This window comes from Eubacterium barkeri, from assembly GCF_900107125.1.
Classification (GTDB): Bacteria; Bacillota; Clostridia; order Eubacteriales; family Eubacteriaceae; genus Eubacterium_O; species Eubacterium_O barkeri.
In genome coordinates this window covers 176,630-192,346 of sequence record NZ_FNOU01000002.1, presented here as the reverse complement: position 1 = coordinate 192,346, position 15,717 = coordinate 176,630, and the positions used below count along the sequence as shown (strand labels likewise).

The 15,717-nt window shown below is 46.5% G+C and carries 16 protein-coding genes; 2 read left to right on the top strand and 14 right to left on the bottom strand.

The window, feature by feature from the left end; genetic code table 11:
* Nucleotide 1: 1 nt before the first annotated feature.
* The 11 genes from BLU30_RS02225 to BLU30_RS02175 form a co-directional block, all read right to left on the bottom strand.
* Entirely contained in the window at nucleotides 2-667 is a 666-nt protein-coding gene (locus BLU30_RS02225) for an amino acid ABC transporter permease (RefSeq protein WP_090243024.1), read from the bottom strand.
* Between the two features lie 69 nt (nucleotides 668-736).
* Nucleotides 737-1,564 (bottom strand): substrate-binding periplasmic protein, encoded by an 828-nt coding sequence (locus BLU30_RS02220; protein WP_090243022.1) that lies wholly within the window; start codon nucleotides 1,562-1,564, stop codon nucleotides 737-739.
* A gap of 94 nt (nucleotides 1,565-1,658) precedes the next feature.
* Nucleotides 1,659-2,834, bottom strand: coding sequence for a TraB/GumN family protein (locus BLU30_RS02215; RefSeq protein ID WP_090243020.1), 1,176 nt, complete (start codon nucleotides 2,832-2,834; stop codon nucleotides 1,659-1,661).
* Nucleotides 2,835-2,839: 5 nt separating this feature from the next.
* Nucleotides 2,840-3,847 carry a LacI family DNA-binding transcriptional regulator gene (locus BLU30_RS02210; protein WP_090243018.1) on the bottom strand — a complete coding sequence of 336 codons (1,008 nt, stop codon included), beginning with the start codon at nucleotides 3,845-3,847 and terminating at the stop codon, nucleotides 2,840-2,842.
* Nucleotides 3,848-3,867: 20 nt separating this feature from the next.
* Entirely contained in the window at nucleotides 3,868-5,118 is a 1,251-nt protein-coding gene (locus BLU30_RS02205) for a pyridoxal phosphate-dependent aminotransferase (RefSeq protein ID WP_090243015.1), read from the bottom strand.
* A 12-nt stretch (nucleotides 5,119-5,130) separates the two neighbouring features.
* Complete coding sequence (locus BLU30_RS02200) at nucleotides 5,131-5,691, bottom strand: Fe-S-containing hydro-lyase (protein ID WP_422717888.1); 561 nt, start codon at nucleotides 5,689-5,691, stop codon at nucleotides 5,131-5,133.
* Nucleotides 5,692-5,700: 9 nt separating this feature from the next.
* Nucleotides 5,701-6,543: a fumarate hydratase gene (locus BLU30_RS02195; RefSeq protein ID WP_090243011.1), complete on the bottom strand. Its 843-nt coding sequence runs from the start codon at nucleotides 6,541-6,543 to the stop codon at nucleotides 5,701-5,703.
* Nucleotides 6,512-7,621, bottom strand: coding sequence for a lysylphosphatidylglycerol synthase transmembrane domain-containing protein (locus tag BLU30_RS02190; RefSeq protein WP_090243010.1), 1,110 nt, complete (start codon nucleotides 7,619-7,621; stop codon nucleotides 6,512-6,514). The genes BLU30_RS02195 and BLU30_RS02190 overlap by 32 nt, the downstream gene beginning before the upstream one ends.
* Nucleotides 7,622-7,751: 130 nt before the next feature.
* Nucleotides 7,752-8,219: a tRNA (uridine(34)/cytosine(34)/5-carboxymethylaminomethyluridine(34)-2'-O)-methyltransferase TrmL gene (gene trmL / locus BLU30_RS02185; protein WP_207647982.1), complete on the bottom strand. Its 468-nt coding sequence runs from the start codon at nucleotides 8,217-8,219 to the stop codon at nucleotides 7,752-7,754.
* A 99-nt stretch (nucleotides 8,220-8,318) separates the two neighbouring features.
* A complete protein-coding gene (locus tag BLU30_RS02180) occupies nucleotides 8,319-9,575 on the bottom strand; it encodes a sensor histidine kinase (protein ID WP_090243006.1) in 1,257 nt (418 codons plus the stop codon).
* A gap of 1 nt (nucleotide 9,576) precedes the next feature.
* A complete protein-coding gene (locus tag BLU30_RS02175; protein WP_090243003.1) occupies nucleotides 9,577-10,245 on the bottom strand; it encodes a response regulator transcription factor in 669 nt (222 codons plus the stop codon).
* 156 nt (nucleotides 10,246-10,401) lie between these two features.
* On the opposite strand from BLU30_RS02175, the gene BLU30_RS02170 reads away from it, so the two are divergent.
* A complete protein-coding gene (locus BLU30_RS02170) occupies nucleotides 10,402-11,079 on the top strand; it encodes a response regulator transcription factor (protein ID WP_090243001.1) in 678 nt (225 codons plus the stop codon).
* On the top strand, nucleotides 11,066-12,538 hold the full coding sequence (locus BLU30_RS02165) for a HAMP domain-containing sensor histidine kinase (protein WP_090242999.1): 1,473 nt from the start codon (nucleotides 11,066-11,068) through the stop codon (nucleotides 12,536-12,538). Before BLU30_RS02170 ends, BLU30_RS02165 begins: the two co-directional genes overlap by 14 nt.
* Here the strand turns inward: BLU30_RS02165 and BLU30_RS02160 are convergent.
* From BLU30_RS02160 to rsfS, 3 genes are read right to left on the bottom strand one after another with little or no spacing between them, the layout of a single operon-like run.
* A complete protein-coding gene (locus tag BLU30_RS02160; protein ID WP_090242997.1) occupies nucleotides 12,535-14,205 on the bottom strand; it encodes a B12-binding domain-containing radical SAM protein in 1,671 nt (556 codons plus the stop codon). The genes BLU30_RS02165 and BLU30_RS02160 overlap by 4 nt on opposite strands.
* A 60-nt stretch (nucleotides 14,206-14,265) precedes the next feature.
* Entirely contained in the window at nucleotides 14,266-15,345 is a 1,080-nt protein-coding gene (gene ychF, locus BLU30_RS02155; protein WP_090242994.1) for a redox-regulated ATPase YchF, read from the bottom strand.
* A 12-nt stretch (nucleotides 15,346-15,357) separates the two neighbouring features.
* Entirely contained in the window at nucleotides 15,358-15,705 is a 348-nt protein-coding gene (rsfS, locus tag BLU30_RS02150; RefSeq protein WP_090242992.1) for a ribosome silencing factor, read from the bottom strand.
* Nucleotides 15,706-15,717 lie beyond the last annotated feature (12 nt).

The following is a 15,717-nucleotide window of genomic DNA, read 5'->3' as shown; positions in this document are numbered from 1 at the left end:
CCTACCTTTTCTCATAAACGCCAAGCTTCTTTTCGATTTTATCAAAAATAACTTGTAGAATCGTTGTTAAGAAAAGATATATTACAGCTGCATAGACATAATATACCCAATTTCCCGTTGAACTCGCCATGGTCTTCACCGTTCTTAGAACATCAAATAATGCGATGGTTGAGACAAGGGATGTGTCTTTTAACAGCATGATGAGTTCATTCCCGACTGGTGCAACAAGCCGTTTATAGGTTTGGGGAATGATGATCCGCGTCATCGCCTGGCGATAGCTCATGCCAAGTGCTTTAGCTGCCTCCATCTGTCCATGATCAATGGATTCGATGGCAGCTCGAATCATTTCCGCCAAATAAGCGGTTGAATTGAGTGAAAAAGTAATATATGCACAAATCATTGGATCAATTTCAAAGGTTAATCCCGTGATGTCTAAATATATAATCGGCACAGCATAAAAAATGATGAAAAGCTGTAACAATAGCGGTGTCCCTCTGAAGAACCAGACATAAAACCAGGATAATCCGTTGGTAACTTTATTTTTAGAAATACGTCCCAGGGCAACAATCACTCCGAAGACTGCGCCAAAAATAATGGCAACTAAGGCAATTTTTAATGTCACTAATGTCCCATCAAAAATTGCCCACAATTGGGTCTCGTTTAACAAAATAATCGCTCCTTATTCAGTAATACAAGGAGCATGGTGTATCATACTCCTTGTCAGATTACTTTAATATTATTCTATGACGTTCAGACTGGTATCGATGTCCTTCGTCATATCTTTCTTGAACCACTTCATTGAAATTTCTGTCATCGTTCCGTCATCCTGAAGCTTTTTAATCGCATCATTTAAGGTCTTTGTAAAATCATCCTCTCCCTTACGAACGGTGATACCAATGGGCTCGTTGGTCAAGGTTGGCGAGGTAACAACAAAGGTTTCAGGATCGATGGCCGCATAATACTCTGCAACGCCAATATCAGTGATAATATTATCGATCTGTTTTCCCTTTAAGGCAGAAAAGGCATCGAGCATACCATCAAATTCCTTGATCTCAACATTGGTGCCCTTATCCTCTTTTAATTTTTTAGCGGCAATATCTGCCGATGTTTCAATTTGGGCCCCTAAGGTTTTTCCGTCAAGGGCTTCAAAACTGGCAATGGGTGTGGCATCTGTCCGTGATACGATGACGATACCGTTAGAGATATATGGATTGGTTTGATTAAATCCATTTTGACGCTCCGGTGTAATGCTGGTACTGGAAATAATGGCATCGTACTGACTGGCGTTTAAGCCATTGAAAATTCCATCCCAGGCAACGGTGGTGAATTCCACTTCTACACCCAATGCCTTAGACAACGCATTGGCAAAGTCGATGTCAAAGCCCACTAAATTGTTTTGATCATCTCTGAATTCCATGGGTAAATAAGTGTCGTCCACTGCAATGGTCAGTTTCCCGTCCGCAATGGGATTCGCATTGGATTCTTTGCTGGTTGAACCACATCCTGCGAATATCATGGCCGACAGCATGACAACCAGACCCAGGGCCATTATTTTCTTCTTCATTGGTTTCCTCCTAAATTAAATAAAGTTTAAGGGAATTATACCGCACGTTGTATACAATAACAAGTATATTTTTTCTATATCATGTTATAATATTTCAGTTTAAAAAAGTGCTGAAAAACACTTGAATGACATGCAGACTGCCAATGATGTTACCAAGAGCGCACCCCAAATTGGTTGTGATGACGACTAATAGGATCTTAGTCACCTTATTCTTCCAAAAGCCCTTTGGAGAGGTCAGATCCGTTGCAAGGTGTTCAAAATCCTCCACCTTGGGCTTTCTCAAATGGGCTTCCATGAGCCCGGAAAACCATCCCGCCGCCAATACAGGGCTTAAAGCGGATATAGGGGCCATCACAATAGCTGTTAAGACGGTTAAGGGGTGTGGCAGGGAAATTAAGGCACCTAAGCCTGCCCCGCCCATGGTCAGAACCAACCAATTGACGGTTTGGCTCCAGCCTGAATCCGGATTCACGGTAAAGGTCAAAATGACTAAGGCCACTAAAAGAAAGGGAATGCTCCACCCAATCAATTTTCCAGCCACTGATTTTGGCGGGGTCTCTGATAATGCATTAATATTCACATCGGTTCCAATTTTTTCACAAATCCCTGGAATATGTGCGGCACCGACAACCGCAATGATTTTCGATCCCAGAGCATGATCAATTTGATCCGCCAGATATGCATCTCGTTCATCCACTAAGTAGGTTTTAACACCATGAAAGGAATCCCCCAGTTCGGACAGTGCTGCGGTGAGCATGTCCTCACCCTTAAGGGTTTCCAGCTCTTCCTCGGTAATTGCTTCATTATCGATGATGCTCATCATAATGGTGACCATCAACTTGCATTTTTCCCACAGGCTGCAGCCACGCCAAATCCGGATAAAGGTTGTTTGAATATCACGGTCGGCTAAGACCAGCTCAGCATGGCAATCTTTAGCCGATGCAATGGCCTGAAGCATCTCCTGACCAGATTGGATGCCAAATTGATCAGCGAGTTTTCTTTGATAGTTTGATAAAATAATATTTGCAAAGAGGAATCCAGCTTTCCCGGATTTGATTATTTTGACAATATCGGCATTTTTCCATTGATCTTTTTCTTCCAGGGCTTTATATCGCCCAGGATCAAGTTCAACACAAACAGAATCGGGCTGCTCCGCCTCAATAACCGCTTTAACCTCTGCTACACTGGATGGCGATACATGGGCTGTTCCCACAAGGATAATTTCCTTACCATCCCTGTGGAGACGCTGTATATTATTACACTCCCCCATGGAAATTAGCGGCGGTCAGCCACAGATTTTCGGATAACCAGCTCGTAGGGAACATTGAGAGTTTTGGTTTCAGACTCTTCTTTTTCACACATTTTAATGAGCATCCGAGTAGCCACTGCCCCAATATCGTACATGGGTTGTCCAATGGTAGTTATTTCTGGGCGTGTCCATTCGGAAATCCAGAAATCATTAAAGCCACAAACACTGATTTCTTCCGGTACAGATTTCCCCTTGTCCTCGGCTGCCCGAATAGCACCCAAAGCGATTTGGTCGTTATAGCAAAATACGTTGGTGAAGTCTTTACCAGAATCCAAGGCGTCTTCCATCATGTGGTAGCCCCCCAGTACACTGGCATTGCCATAAAAGACTAATGATTCATCAAAGGGAATGCCGGAATCGTTATAGGCGCGTTTAATGCCTTCCATCCGCTTAACGTTGATATAACCGTCCTGGAACTCGTCGCAGAACAGGGCATTTCTGGTGTGGCCCATTTCGATACATTTTTTCGCCAGGTCATAGGCGGCGGTTTCGTTATCAATGAGCACCCCGGATAGCTTGCCGGATTCATCAGGAACACATCCCAACACGATTTCTGAGGGCGCATCGATGAGCTCCTTACGCATTTCTTCCGAAAGATGCTTTCCAACGTAGATTATCCCATCGCATTGCTTTTCAACTAAAACATCCAGACTTTTTTTCTCTTTTTCAAGGTCAAAATCTGTGTTACTCAGAATGATATTGTAGTTATAGATGCCACAGACATCTTCAGCTCCACGTACAATTTCTGTATAAAATGGATTGGAAATATCTGGAATCATAATGCCCAAGGTGTTTGTTTTTTGAATTTTTAAGCTCCGGGCGATGGCATTTGGCTTGTAGCCCGTTTTTTTAATGGCGGCAAGAACACGTTCCCGTGTCTCTTCATTGACCAATGGAATATTATTGACAACACGGGAAACCGTCGCAACTGAAACATTCGCTTCCCGAGCGACATCAACAATTTTAACCTTCATAACAAATCTCCTTTAAACTCTTACTTACCATTTACTTCTTTGATTGCTTCTAAAATCATTTTTGGAGCTTTGGCACATTTTTCTTCCGATACAGCACAAGGTGCAAAGCGCAACCCCTTCTTTAAAGCAACAATAAAGAAGTTTTCGTCCATTAAACGATCAGAAACCGCAACCGGATTGTCGCAGGGAATACTCAGGAAAAACCCATCATGATATGCACAGATTTCCAATCCGATCTTTTCTGCATTTTCAACAAAAGCCTTGGCACGATGCTGCAGAATGCCGCGATGGAAGGTCTGTTCTGCAAAAAAAGTATTTTGCAAATCATCATCAGAAAAAATCGTGGCCAGGGTCTGCATGGCACCTCGGGTTCCATTAGACCAGGTTCCCCGGGTGGAGTAGGCACAGGAAGCTTCAAATTCAGCCGCAATTTCTTCAGTCGGAGCCACACAAATCAGCGCCCCATTACGCAATCCGTACATGGTAAAGCTCTTGGATGCGCTAAAGGCATAGAGGATAAGTACATTTTCCGGGAGCCCAGTGAGCAATTCCATAAATGCCCGGGCATCATCCCCCTGACCGGCGAAATCAATATAGGCAATATCACAAACAATGATGAGGCGCTTGTCTGGGTTTGCGCTGGCTGTTTCGCTGTAAAAAGCTACCAATTCTTTCCACTGCGTATCTGAAATGCTATACCCTGTCGGATTATGGGCAGGGGTGTTCATAATGGAAAGGACACGCCCCTGCTTTTCCAGAAGGTCTAAGATGTTTTCTTTATAGGATGGAATATTGAAGCTCCCTTTTTCATCAAACATTTCGAATTCCTGGATGTCACGACGATTTTCATTGGCAATGGTGCGATAGGGTGCCCAGAACCAATTGGGGACTAAGACCTTGTCACCATACTCCGTGTAATTTGCAATGGCATGGCGAATCGCACCAGTTCCACCGGGTGTGGCAACGGCACGGATATGTCCTTCTGGCTTATGGGACTTAAAGCAGGCTTCCACCACCTTTTCCCGAAACTGTGGGGTACCTGGCATGGGGGCATAATTCGCAATCTCATGATTTGGCAGTGCTTTTAATGTATCGTAAACCGATTTGAAGCATACCAAATCCCCCTCATCATCCATTAACGCACCGATAGTTGAGTTGACGATCGATTCCTTGCCGATTTCTGCAGCGCGTTTTGCTGCAGCACCGGCTACTCTGAAGATTGGATCAGTCCCCGCCTCACGTACAGATGTTTCAATTACCATTCTACTCATTAAATCTTCCTCCTATTTAAAAGAATAATTTCTATATTTTAATTGTTCTGTTTCATAAAGGTTCTGCCCCTGGCTATCAATGACAACAATAGCCGGAAAATCCTCAACCACCAGCCGCCGGATGGCTTCTGTACCTAAATCCTCATAGGCTATGATTTCAACAGACTTGACAGCCTGGGCACACAGAGCACCGGTCCCTCCCACACAGCCAAAATACACAGCTCCCTTTTGAACAATGGATGCCATCACTTCCTTGGAGCGGTTCCCCTTACCAATCATCCCCAGGAGTCCTTCCTCCAAGAGCCGCGGTGTATAAGCGTCCATCCGGTGGCTGGTTGTCGGACCTGCAGGTCCGATGATCTTTCCGGGCTTAGCGGGGCAGGGTCCCATATAAAAAATAATTTCATTGGTGATCTCAAAGGGCAGGGTCCCTTTTTTTTCTAATTCATCGACCATCCGCTGATGGGCTGCATCCCGGGCGGTGTAAATGGTCCCCGAAATACGGACATGGTCCCCGGCAACCAGGGATTTGGCCATACTGGGGGTCAGTGGTGCTTTTATGGCTTTAATCATCGTCATCCCTCACAATTCTGCCTCAGCATGGCGGTTGACATAACAACAGATATTGACCGCAACAGGTAACCCTGCAATGTGCGTCGGATAGGTATTGATGGCAACACCCAATACCGTGGACAAGCCCCCGAGGCCCATTGGCCCAATGCCGGTTTGATTCGCCGCCATTAAAAGCTGTTCCTCCATCCCGGCGTATTCTGGATCGGGATGGTGCGCCTCCAGGGGCCGGGAGAGGGCTTCCTTGGCCATAAGGGCTGCTTTTTCAAAGGTTCCGCCGATGCCCACACCAACGATGATGGGGGCACAGGCATTGGGGGCCCCTTTTTCGATGACCTCCAAAACGAAATCCATCACCCCTTTTTTGCCATCCGATGGCTTGAGCATTTTAATGGCACTTGTATTTTCAGACCCAAAGCCCTTTGGCATCACCTTGATAGTGAGGGCATCTCCGGGAATGATGTTGTAGTGAATAACCGCGGGGGTATTGTCCTCCGTATTCCTGCGGTCCAGGGGGTCTGCCACAACAGATTTCCTCAGGTAGCCCTCGGTGTACCCCTTTCGGACTCCGGCATGAATGGCATCGGACAAGGTCCCCCCTACAATGTGGACATCCTGACCCAGGGTGATGAAGACCACCGCCATACCCGTATCCTGACAAATGGGCAGGGCTTCGGTATCCGCTAATTTTAAGTTGGCCCGGATGGTTTTGAGAATCATTCGGCCATTGGGTGAGACTTCAGATGCGTCAGCGGCCCCAATGCCTTTGAGGACATCTTCGGTGAGATGGGTGTTGGCCTCGATGCAAAGTCGGGCAACGGTATTAGTGATTTGACTGACTGTAATTTCTTTCATCAATTTTTTCTTTCTCCTTTAGTGAACCCTCACTGATTTTTTTCAAGGGGAAGCGCTCAAGCAGTATTGCCCGCAGGGATAAGAAAATTCCACCAAAGGCAATGATGAAGTAAAAGGTGATGATTCGCCACAGAATGAGGGCCACCGAGGTGTAGACGCTTCCGTAAATGGGCCCAAAAATAAGGGCGAATCCCGCTTCGGCACCACCTGCTGCCCCGGGGGTGGGGACGAAGGCCATGGCAACATAAAGAATGGCCTGCATAGTAATGACGGCAAAGGCCGAGGAATCATGAAGACCCAGGGCACGATAGACCCAATAATTAATGCTGTAAAAAATCAGGATTTGAAGGACGGAGACACCCAATAATTTTAAGGATTCCCATTTATAAATTCGTATATCGTCGATGGCTTGACTATATTCTGCAACAAAATGATCAATTTTCCCATAATATTTCTCTTTGTCCTTTAAAATCCGGCAAAACAAAAGAAAATTAACGCCGCCGGTCATGATTCCCCGGGCAGTTTTAGGGCTGAAGGCCAGGATTAACACCAGGACAACCCCTGCAACATTAACCACAAGCCCAATGGTGATAAACCACTTTGCCGCCACCAGGCTGGTTGTCACTGTCCCAAAGTTAATGATCAGGGCCAAAAGTGCTAACAGGGTTACCGTAATTTGATACAAGGCATACTTTTGGACCAGAATGGCGGTCCCGGTACCTATGGGATATCCCCTGCGACTCATTTCAAATAACTGGAGGGGCTGCCCGCCGGATGCCCCGGGGGTCACGAGATTATAATATTGCCCGATAATGGTGACGACCATGGCAAAGCGAAAACCTTCTTCCGGAAACTTCCGGCGCATCATCTTAAGGAGCATATAGGCTTCAAGTACCCAATAGATGCCGACACAGCACAGTCCAACGGCCAAAAACCAGCCATTGGTCTGCATGAGTGTACTGACAAATTCCTTTCCATCGACCTGGGCAGCAATAACTGCGACCGTAATGGTGATGAGGACGATGAAAAAGATGAAATTTGCATGTTTTTTTATAAAAACGCCGATTTGGCCTTTCATTAAAACCTCCGATGCGTTTAGCGTCATGGATTTGTTTACAATGCCATTATAACATAAGTTTAAAGGTATTCATCATTCTTTTTCATTTATTTACACACTGCTTAAGTTTTTCAGTAAACGGTTCAATGCCCTATACCAGATCATAATAATGATGCTGCCTTAGAGCCTCATACAAGACGATGTTTACGGAATTTGCCAGGTTAAGGGAGCGTGCATGGGGGTGGTTTTTCATGGGAATTCTGAAACGATGTTTGGGGTAACGGCTATGGATGGATTCGGGTAAACCGGCGGTCTCTCGGCCAAACATAATGAAGGCATTGTCCGGATAGTCAATGTCTGCATAGTGCTTATCCCCATGGGTCGTCATGAGATACAGTTCAGCCTGGCTGTTGGTCCTAATGAAATCCTCAAAATTGTCATACACGGCCAAGTCCACGAGGTCCCAATAGTCAAGGCCGGCACGTTTGACGGCTTTGTCCGAAATGGAAAAACCCAGGGGTTTAATTAAATGGAGTTTTGTTTCTGTCAATGCACAGGTTCTTGCGATATTACCCGTGTTTTGCGGAATTTCTGGTTGGAATAAAACAATGTTAATCATAATCTCTCCTCGCCTCTTTCTGTTTATCTATTATAAACGATTTTCATGTAAAAAAAAAGATGAATTTCATCAGGAATTCATCTTTTACATTAATTTACACTATTTCAGGGAAACTTTTGGAAGTACGATGGTAAAAGTGCTTCCAACATCGATGGTGGAGTCAATTTTAATCTTACCATTGTGCTGCTTGACGATGACCGCCGCAATGTTAAGGCCCAAGCCAACACCGCCGGATTCCCGGTGGCGAGCATTATCGACCCGATAAAAGCGACTGAAAATTTTCTTTTGATCTTCCTCCGATAAGCCAACTCCCGTGTCGTGTACGGAAATACTGACATTACGTACCCCTTCAGATAGGCCAATGGTCACAGACCCTTCCCCCGGCGTATATTTAATGGCATTATCCACCAGAATCCGAATGGCCTGCTTTAGCCGTTCTTCATCGCCCTTATAACAAATTCCCTCCTGAAGGTTTCCCTTGAGGTGGATTTGGTGATCGGCGGCAACATCGTACATTAAATCTTGAATTTCAGCACACAGAGCGCTCAGATCAAAGACCTCTTTTTTCATGGCGATTTTTTTATTGTCCGCCTGGGCAATGAGGAGTAATTCTGAAATTAATTTAGCCATAGTCTCTGTTTCAAGGCTAATATTATTGAGCCAGCGGATATTCTCGTTAAGGATTTCATCTTCCTTCATCTTAAGGACCTCAACATTGGTTTGGATCACCGTTAGAGGTGTCCGCAATTCATGAGAGGCATCTGCGATGAATTTTTTTTGATTTTCAAAGGTTTCTTTGATGGGCTGCAGGGATTTTCCTGCCAAAAAATAGCTAATGGGAATCAAAACCAGAATACTGCCACAGCCAATAAAAAGCAGGAAGGAAATAATATACCGGATTACCGATTGCTCAGTGTTGATGATCTGAAAAACCTGAACCGTGTAGTCCTTCCCCTCCTTGTTGTAAATTGAGCTATAGACACGGTATTGATCGGTATCCACATCAAAAATACGAAATTCCCCGTTGTTGCCTGCATCCAAGTCCATTTCATAGCCATGCATAATCAGACTGTTATTTTCAACCTTCATATCCGATACATTATGCTCCGAATCCCAGATAATATAGTCATAGCCTAGTTTTTCATGAACCGCAGTACTGGCTGAGGATTCTTCCTTAATGGCACCATTTTGTTCCCTGTTTTCAATTTCCTCTGCAATTTTCTGGATGTATACTTCTCCAGAAAGCCCAAGGCTCCATTGGACGAGAAACCCAAGAAGAAAAATAAAGATGAAGAGAAATGCAATGAGGATCAACGTATTAAATAATGTAATTTGACGTTTGATCTCTTTGAACATTCTAACGTTTGCCTAATGTGTAACCAACCCCTCGGATCGTATCGATTTTCACATCAGTCTCTTTCAATTTTTTTCTTAAATTATGCACATAGATTTCGATATTGTTTTCATTCACTTCTTTGTCAAATCCCCATACCCGGTCTAAAATCTGTTCCCGGGTAAAGACCTGATTGGGGCGTTTTAAAAGCATTTCTAAAATCTTCGCTTCTTTGACCGAAAGCTTAAATTCTTCATCTTTAGTGGCCAAAGTATTCTTTTGGGTGTTGAAGCTGACATCTTCGAAATCAATGGTTTCCCCTTTGATTTCATTATCCGGACGACGGCTCAGCGCCCGAATCCTTGCAAATAGTTCCTTGGCGGAAAAGGGTTTGATGAGGTAATCATCCGCCCCCAGGTCAAGACCTTTGACCTTATCGTCCACGGTGCCCTTCGCTGTGAGCATCAGCACGGGTGTGGTGATTTCGCGGTCCCGTATTTCTTTTAGGATTTCCAGGCCGCTTTTTAAAGGCAGCATAATATCCAGGACAATCACATCATAAATTGGATTCAATGCGAAGAGAAGACCTTCCTCTCCATCGTTGGCGACATCGCAATCTATATTTTGTATTTTACAGAGTTCTTGAAGTGCGTCCGTAATTTTAACTTCGTCTTCGATAAATAATATACGCATTTTGGCATTCTCCTCTTTCGTTCGTATGATACAATTTCAGACCTGAGTATATCGATTCTTTCTTAAGTCTGTATAAATCCTGCCAACCTCTCGTGTTGATAAACCCGCTTGCTTCTTATATAATTATACCACAAATTCACTAAAATTGGAGTCCCTATGAAAACAATTCTCATCGTGGAGGATGATCGCCAGATATCCCGTATTATCGAGCTTCAACTCCATCACGCCGGATTTAACACCCTAAAGGCCTATGATGGCCTGGAAGCGCAGCAGGTTTTTTATGCCCATTCCGAGGCCATTGACTTAGTCCTTCTGGATGTCATGCTACCCATTAAAGATGGCTTTGAGGTGCTTTTGGCCATTCGAAAAAAAGAACCGACCCAACCCATTATTTTTCTGACGGCCAAGGATGCCACTGAGGATGTGGTTCGGGGGTTAAATAATGGTGCCAATGATTATATCAAAAAACCCTTTGATTTCGAGGAATTATTGGCACGAATTAATGCAAATATTCGGAAAAAGGCAGACGGCTCTAAGGAAGATTCCTTGACCTATGTCGATCTCACCATGGATTTGACGGATTTTACGGTCCGTCGCTCGGATTTGGAGATCCACCTCTCCCGGACAGAGTTTGATTTACTCTATTATTTGATGCTAAATCACCACCTTGTCCAGACCCGGGAGCAAATCCTTAATCATGTCTGGGGCTATGATTATGACGGAAATGAGAATATCATCGATGTCTACATCAAATATTTAAGGGATAAAATTGATAAACCCTTTGAGAGAAAGCTCATTCAAACCGTTCGGGGACGCGGCTATGTCATTAAATAAAAAAAAAGAAAAGCAGCCCATGAAGCTGTACACCCGTATTGCTCTGACCTTTACCATTGCCTTTACGGTTTTGCTGGTCATTTCCTATTTATTGGTTTTTTATTTTTCCCAACAAATTATTTTTAATGAAAACAGGGCCAACCTTATTAAGTTCAGTAATTATATCATCAATGTAATTGATGAGAATAAGCAGGAGCTCATGGGATTATCCGAGGAGAAGCGTCTTGATTTTGTGGCCCAAAAGGTGTACCCCTATATGAAGGATAATGGCCTGATGGCCTATCAGCTCATGGACAGCAATGGGCAATTATACGCCTCCACCGATGCCTTTGATTCTGTTTTTTCTGAGGATAATATCCGCCGCTTCAATATCGATCTTTTTAAGCTCAAGGTAACCAATGCCGTGGATCTTCCTGAGGATGTCAAGGTGGACTCCTTTTCTCTGGATGGGTCCGAGTACTACTATCTGGGCTCCTCCTATACGGTGTCGGATGACTATACCATTTATATCCAGGTGGTTAAAAATCTGGACGACAGCATGATGTTTATGACCATATTGTACGTTATCCAGGTGATTTTGATGTGCGTCTCTGTGGGGGGAATTATTCTTCTGGGAATTTACGGGACGAAGCGTTCCCTCAAGCCCCTCATTGACATTGCCGATACGGCGAAGAAGATTACAGAGAATAATTTGAATATCCGGATCAAGGAGACGGGGAATAGGGATGAGCTGGACCAAATGATCATCTCCCTGAATCAGATGATCAGCCAGCTCGAGAGCGCCTTCGAAATGCAGAAACGCTTTGTTTCCGACGCGTCCCACGAGCTGCGGGTACCCCTCACCGTTATCCAGGGCTATACGGATATTTTGAAGACCTGGGGGCAGGATGATCCCGAGGTAACCGCCGAAGCCATTCATTCCATTAGCAGTGAAGTCACAGGCATGAAGGTTTTAGTGGAGGATCTCCTCACCCTGAGCCGCCTGGAAAACCGCTATTACTGCGAGGGATTCGAATGCCTGGATATGTCCTCTCTTTTGATGAAGCAAATCGAGGAGTGGCAAATGATTGATGCCGACCACGAGATCCGTTTAGGCGACATTGCTCCCTGCAAGTTGCGTTGTAATAAGGGGCTCATGATTCAGGCCATCCGGGGTGTCATCGACAACAGCGTAAAGTACACCCCAGTTGGTGGGATCATTACCCTCTCCTGCACCACCACCCCAGAGGAATGTATCATTAAAATTTCCGATACGGGCATCGGCATCCCCCCAGAGGCCATTCCAAACCTCCGAAAGCGCTTTTTCCGGGTGGATAGTGACCGTTCCCGGATGACCGGCGGCAGCGGTTTAGGGCTCTCGATTATTGATAATATCCTGGCGCTTCACCACGGGACCCTCCGCATTGAAAGCACCCTGGGCCAGGGCACCACGGTCTCCTTGTGCCTGCCCTTCCCTTAAACCAGGGTAAACCGGTCCTTGTAGATGACCACGATCTCCCCTTCCTGATCGAAGTATCCCCTTAAATCTGGACTTGCCGGCATAAACAGCACCTGCTTATGCCGATTTTTGGGTGTGTAGGCCTCCAACTCCGGAAGAAAGGCCTCGACAAAATCCTCGTCCTTTAGAATGTCAAAGGATTGTTGGGAATCCACCTGGCCTTTAAGCAGCCCATGGGGCAGTTTTCGGATACCCTGTAACCGCGCATCCAGGTCTAGCAGCTCAAAGGCCAAAGCCTCGGCCCCCTTCTCCTTTAAGTACTCAAAGAGAATGACGTATAGTTGATCCCTGGACTGGGCACCACGGTCGTATCCGGCGGTGTACCAGTACCGGGCGAGTGCCTCAAAAAAGGCAAAGGGCGAAGACCCCAGCACATACCCCAGGGTATGGATGAACCGACCGGAATTATAGTACCGATCGACCATCGCTTCGATGTGCCGTAACTCCTGAAGTTCCATGGCGGAGAGTGCCTGGGTTGAAATCACCTCGTAGGGTGGAAAGCTGCCATAGCGACAGCCAAATTCTCCGGCAGTCTCCCGGAGCCGGGTCCCTTTCAGGAGCTTTAAAAAGCCAACCTGGAGCATCTGGGGCCTTAGGGCAATGACGGCATCGAAGGAGCGGCCAAAGGTGTGATAATCCTCATGGGGTAATCCTGCAATGAGGTCTGCATGGATATGGCAGTTCCCCAGGGCGACCAGCCTGCGGATATTGGTCTTGACCTGGGAGAGGTCTGTTTTCCGGGTGATGGCCTTCAGGGCTGGATCATGGGTGCTTTGGACGCCGATTTCAAACTGGAACCGACCGACCGGGGCGGATGCAATGGTCTGGAACATCGCTTCATCCATTAAATCTGCGGCAATTTCAAAATGAAAGTTGGTGTCCCCTGGCTGTTCCGCCAGAAAGGCTAAAATTTGGTTGGCCCGGGAGGGGTTGACATTGAAGGTTCGATCCACAAATTTGACCTGGTGCACCTGGTGTTTAATAAAGAAGGCCAGCTCCTTGAATACCCGCTCCAGGGATTGGGTACGAACCCCGGAGAGGGTGGAAGACAAACAATAGGCGCAGCGGAAGGGGCATCCTCGCATGGTTTCATAATAGATGATCCGTCCTTTAAGGGCGTCCAGATCCCCAGGGGTGTAGGCAAAGGGGACAGCCTCCAGATCCAGAAGGCTTTCCAGGGTCCCGGAATGGGGGCTGTTTTCCATCACCAGGCCGGGGATGGCCATTTTTTTATAATCGATACCCACATCAATGGCCTGGATGATTTGGGCGAAGGCCTCCTCCCCTTCCCCACAGACGATGGCGTCGATAAAGGGATGTGCCCCAAGGATTTGGCCGGCATCGTAGGAGACTTCCGGTCCCCCGAGGATGATCTGGCACTGGGGATTGCCGACTTTCAGGATTTCTGCCAGCTCTAAAACGTACCGGATATTCCAGATATAACAGGAGAACCCATAAACCATGGGCCCCTGGGATAAGAGACGGTCCACACAGTGGGTGATGGTGTCGTTAATGGTAAGCTCCACCAGTCCTACAGGGCGAGGGACGACAGCCTGGCGCAGACATCGAATGGCTAAATTCGAGTGGATATATTTGGCGTTGATGCCCACCAGGGTAACAGATGTCATGGATTTTCCTCCTTTAAAAAAGCCCCTTACGGGGCGGTTGAGCGGTGGGGGTAGCCCTCCTTAGACGTTAAACCGGAAGAAGGTGACGTCGCCATCTTGCATGACGTAGTCCTTGCCCTCAATCCGGGTGACCCCTTGTTCCTTGGCTTTGACGTCGGAGCCAGCAGCGATGAGCTGGTCGTAGGTGGTGATTTCGGCGCGGATGAATCCCCGTTCGATATCGGTGTGAATCTTTCCAGCCGCCTGGGGGGCTTTGGTCCCCACCTTCACCGTCCAGGCCCGGCATTCGTCTGGTCCAGCTGTCAGGAAGGAAATCAGGCCAAGGAGCCTGTAGGAGGCGTGAATCACCAAATCCAGGCCCGAGGAAGGCAGTCCCAGCTCTTCTAAGAAAAGGGACTTTTCTTCTTCATCCAGGGTAGCGATTTCTTCTTCGATTTTAGCGGAAATCTTAATGACCTCAGCAGGGGCCACCGCCGTCTTCAGGGCCACTACTGCCGGGTTATCCTCGGCGATTTCATCCTCAGCCACGTTGGCAATGTACAAGGTAGGCTTGGTGCAAATAAGTTGCAGGCTCGAAATAAAGGCCCAGCCATCCTTGGTAAAGGCATCCTTCCTTGGCATCTGCCCCGCCTCCAGGGTCTGCTGCAGGGTCAGGAGCACTTCCAGGTTTGCCCGTTCTTCCTTATTGGCCTTGGCTGCTTTTCGGGTTTTTTCAACTCGGCGTTCCACCATTTCCAGATCTGCAAAAATGAGTTCCATATTGATGATTTCCAGATCATCCAGGGGATCGATTTTCCCACTGACATGAACCACATTATCATCCGAGAAGCACCGGACCACATGGGCGATGGCGTCCACCTCCCGGATATTGGCCAGGAACTTATTTCCCAGGCCCTCTCCCTTGCTGGCCCCCTTGACCAGCCCGGCGATATCCACAAATTCGATGGTAGTGGGCACCACTTTTTTGGTGGTGTACATTTGACCCAGGACATCCAGTCGGGTGTCCGGCACGGTAACGATGCCGATATTGGGATCGATGGTGCAAAAAGGATAATTGGCCGATTCCGCACCGGCCTTGGTCAAGGCATTAAAGATTGTGGATTTTCCCACATTTGGTAAACCGACAATTCCGATTTTCAAAGGGCACCCTCCTTAATCCGTTTTCTGATTTGGCCGGATTCCATCCTTCCAAAGGCGTTCCAAGTCGTAGAACTCCCGTTCCCTGGCATGGAAAATATGGACGATGACGTCGTAATAATCCATTAAGATCCAGCGGGCTTCCCGTTCCCCTTCAATATTCTTAGGGGTTAGACCACATTTTTTAGCTTCAAAGGCCACATTATCAGCAATGGCCTGGACCTGCCGTTCTGAATTCCCACTGGCGATAATAAAATAATCGGCCAATGAGGATATTCCCTGGATATCGATGATTTCAATATCCGTTGCGTTTTTAGCGTCCATCCATTCCTTGATGGATGAAACGAGTTCTTTTGGTTCCATTTTGTCCTCCAC

Bases quoted from the DNA above. Each gene is read 5' to 3' on its own strand.
- BLU30_RS02195 (WP_090243011.1), bottom strand. From the start codon at position 6,543: ATGAAAGAAATTACAGTCAGTCAAATCACTAATACCGTTGCCCGACTT.
- BLU30_RS02220 (WP_090243022.1), bottom strand. From the start codon at position 1,564: ATGAAGAAGAAAATAATGGCCCTGGGTCTGGTTGTCATGCTGTCGGCC.
- BLU30_RS02170 (WP_090243001.1), top strand. From the start codon at position 10,402: ATGAAAACAATTCTCATCGTGGAGGATGATCGCCAGATATCCCGTATT.
- BLU30_RS02180 (WP_090243006.1), bottom strand. From the start codon at position 9,575: ATGTTCAAAGAGATCAAACGTCAAATTACATTATTTAATACGTTGATC.
- BLU30_RS02175 (WP_090243003.1), bottom strand. From the start codon at position 10,245: ATGCGTATATTATTTATCGAAGACGAAGTTAAAATTACGGACGCACTT.
- trmL (WP_207647982.1), bottom strand. From the start codon at position 8,219: ATGATTAACATTGTTTTATTCCAACCAGAAATTCCGCAAAACACGGGT.
- BLU30_RS02205 (WP_090243015.1), bottom strand. From the start codon at position 5,118: ATGAGTAGAATGGTAATTGAAACATCTGTACGTGAGGCGGGGACTGAT.
- BLU30_RS02165 (WP_090242999.1), top strand. From the start codon at position 11,066: ATGTCATTAAATAAAAAAAAAGAAAAGCAGCCCATGAAGCTGTACACC.
- BLU30_RS02200 (WP_422717888.1), bottom strand. From the start codon at position 5,691: ATGATTAAAGCCATAAAAGCACCACTGACCCCCAGTATGGCCAAATCC.
- rsfS (WP_090242992.1), bottom strand. From the start codon at position 15,705: ATGGAACCAAAAGAACTCGTTTCATCCATCAAGGAATGGATGGACGCT.
- BLU30_RS02215 (WP_090243020.1), bottom strand. From the start codon at position 2,834: ATGGGGGAGTGTAATAATATACAGCGTCTCCACAGGGATGGTAAGGAA.
- BLU30_RS02210 (WP_090243018.1), bottom strand. From the start codon at position 3,847: ATGAAGGTTAAAATTGTTGATGTCGCTCGGGAAGCGAATGTTTCAGTT.
- BLU30_RS02190 (WP_090243010.1), bottom strand. From the start codon at position 7,621: ATGAAAGGCCAAATCGGCGTTTTTATAAAAAAACATGCAAATTTCATC.
- BLU30_RS02160 (WP_090242997.1), bottom strand. From the start codon at position 14,205: ATGACATCTGTTACCCTGGTGGGCATCAACGCCAAATATATCCACTCG.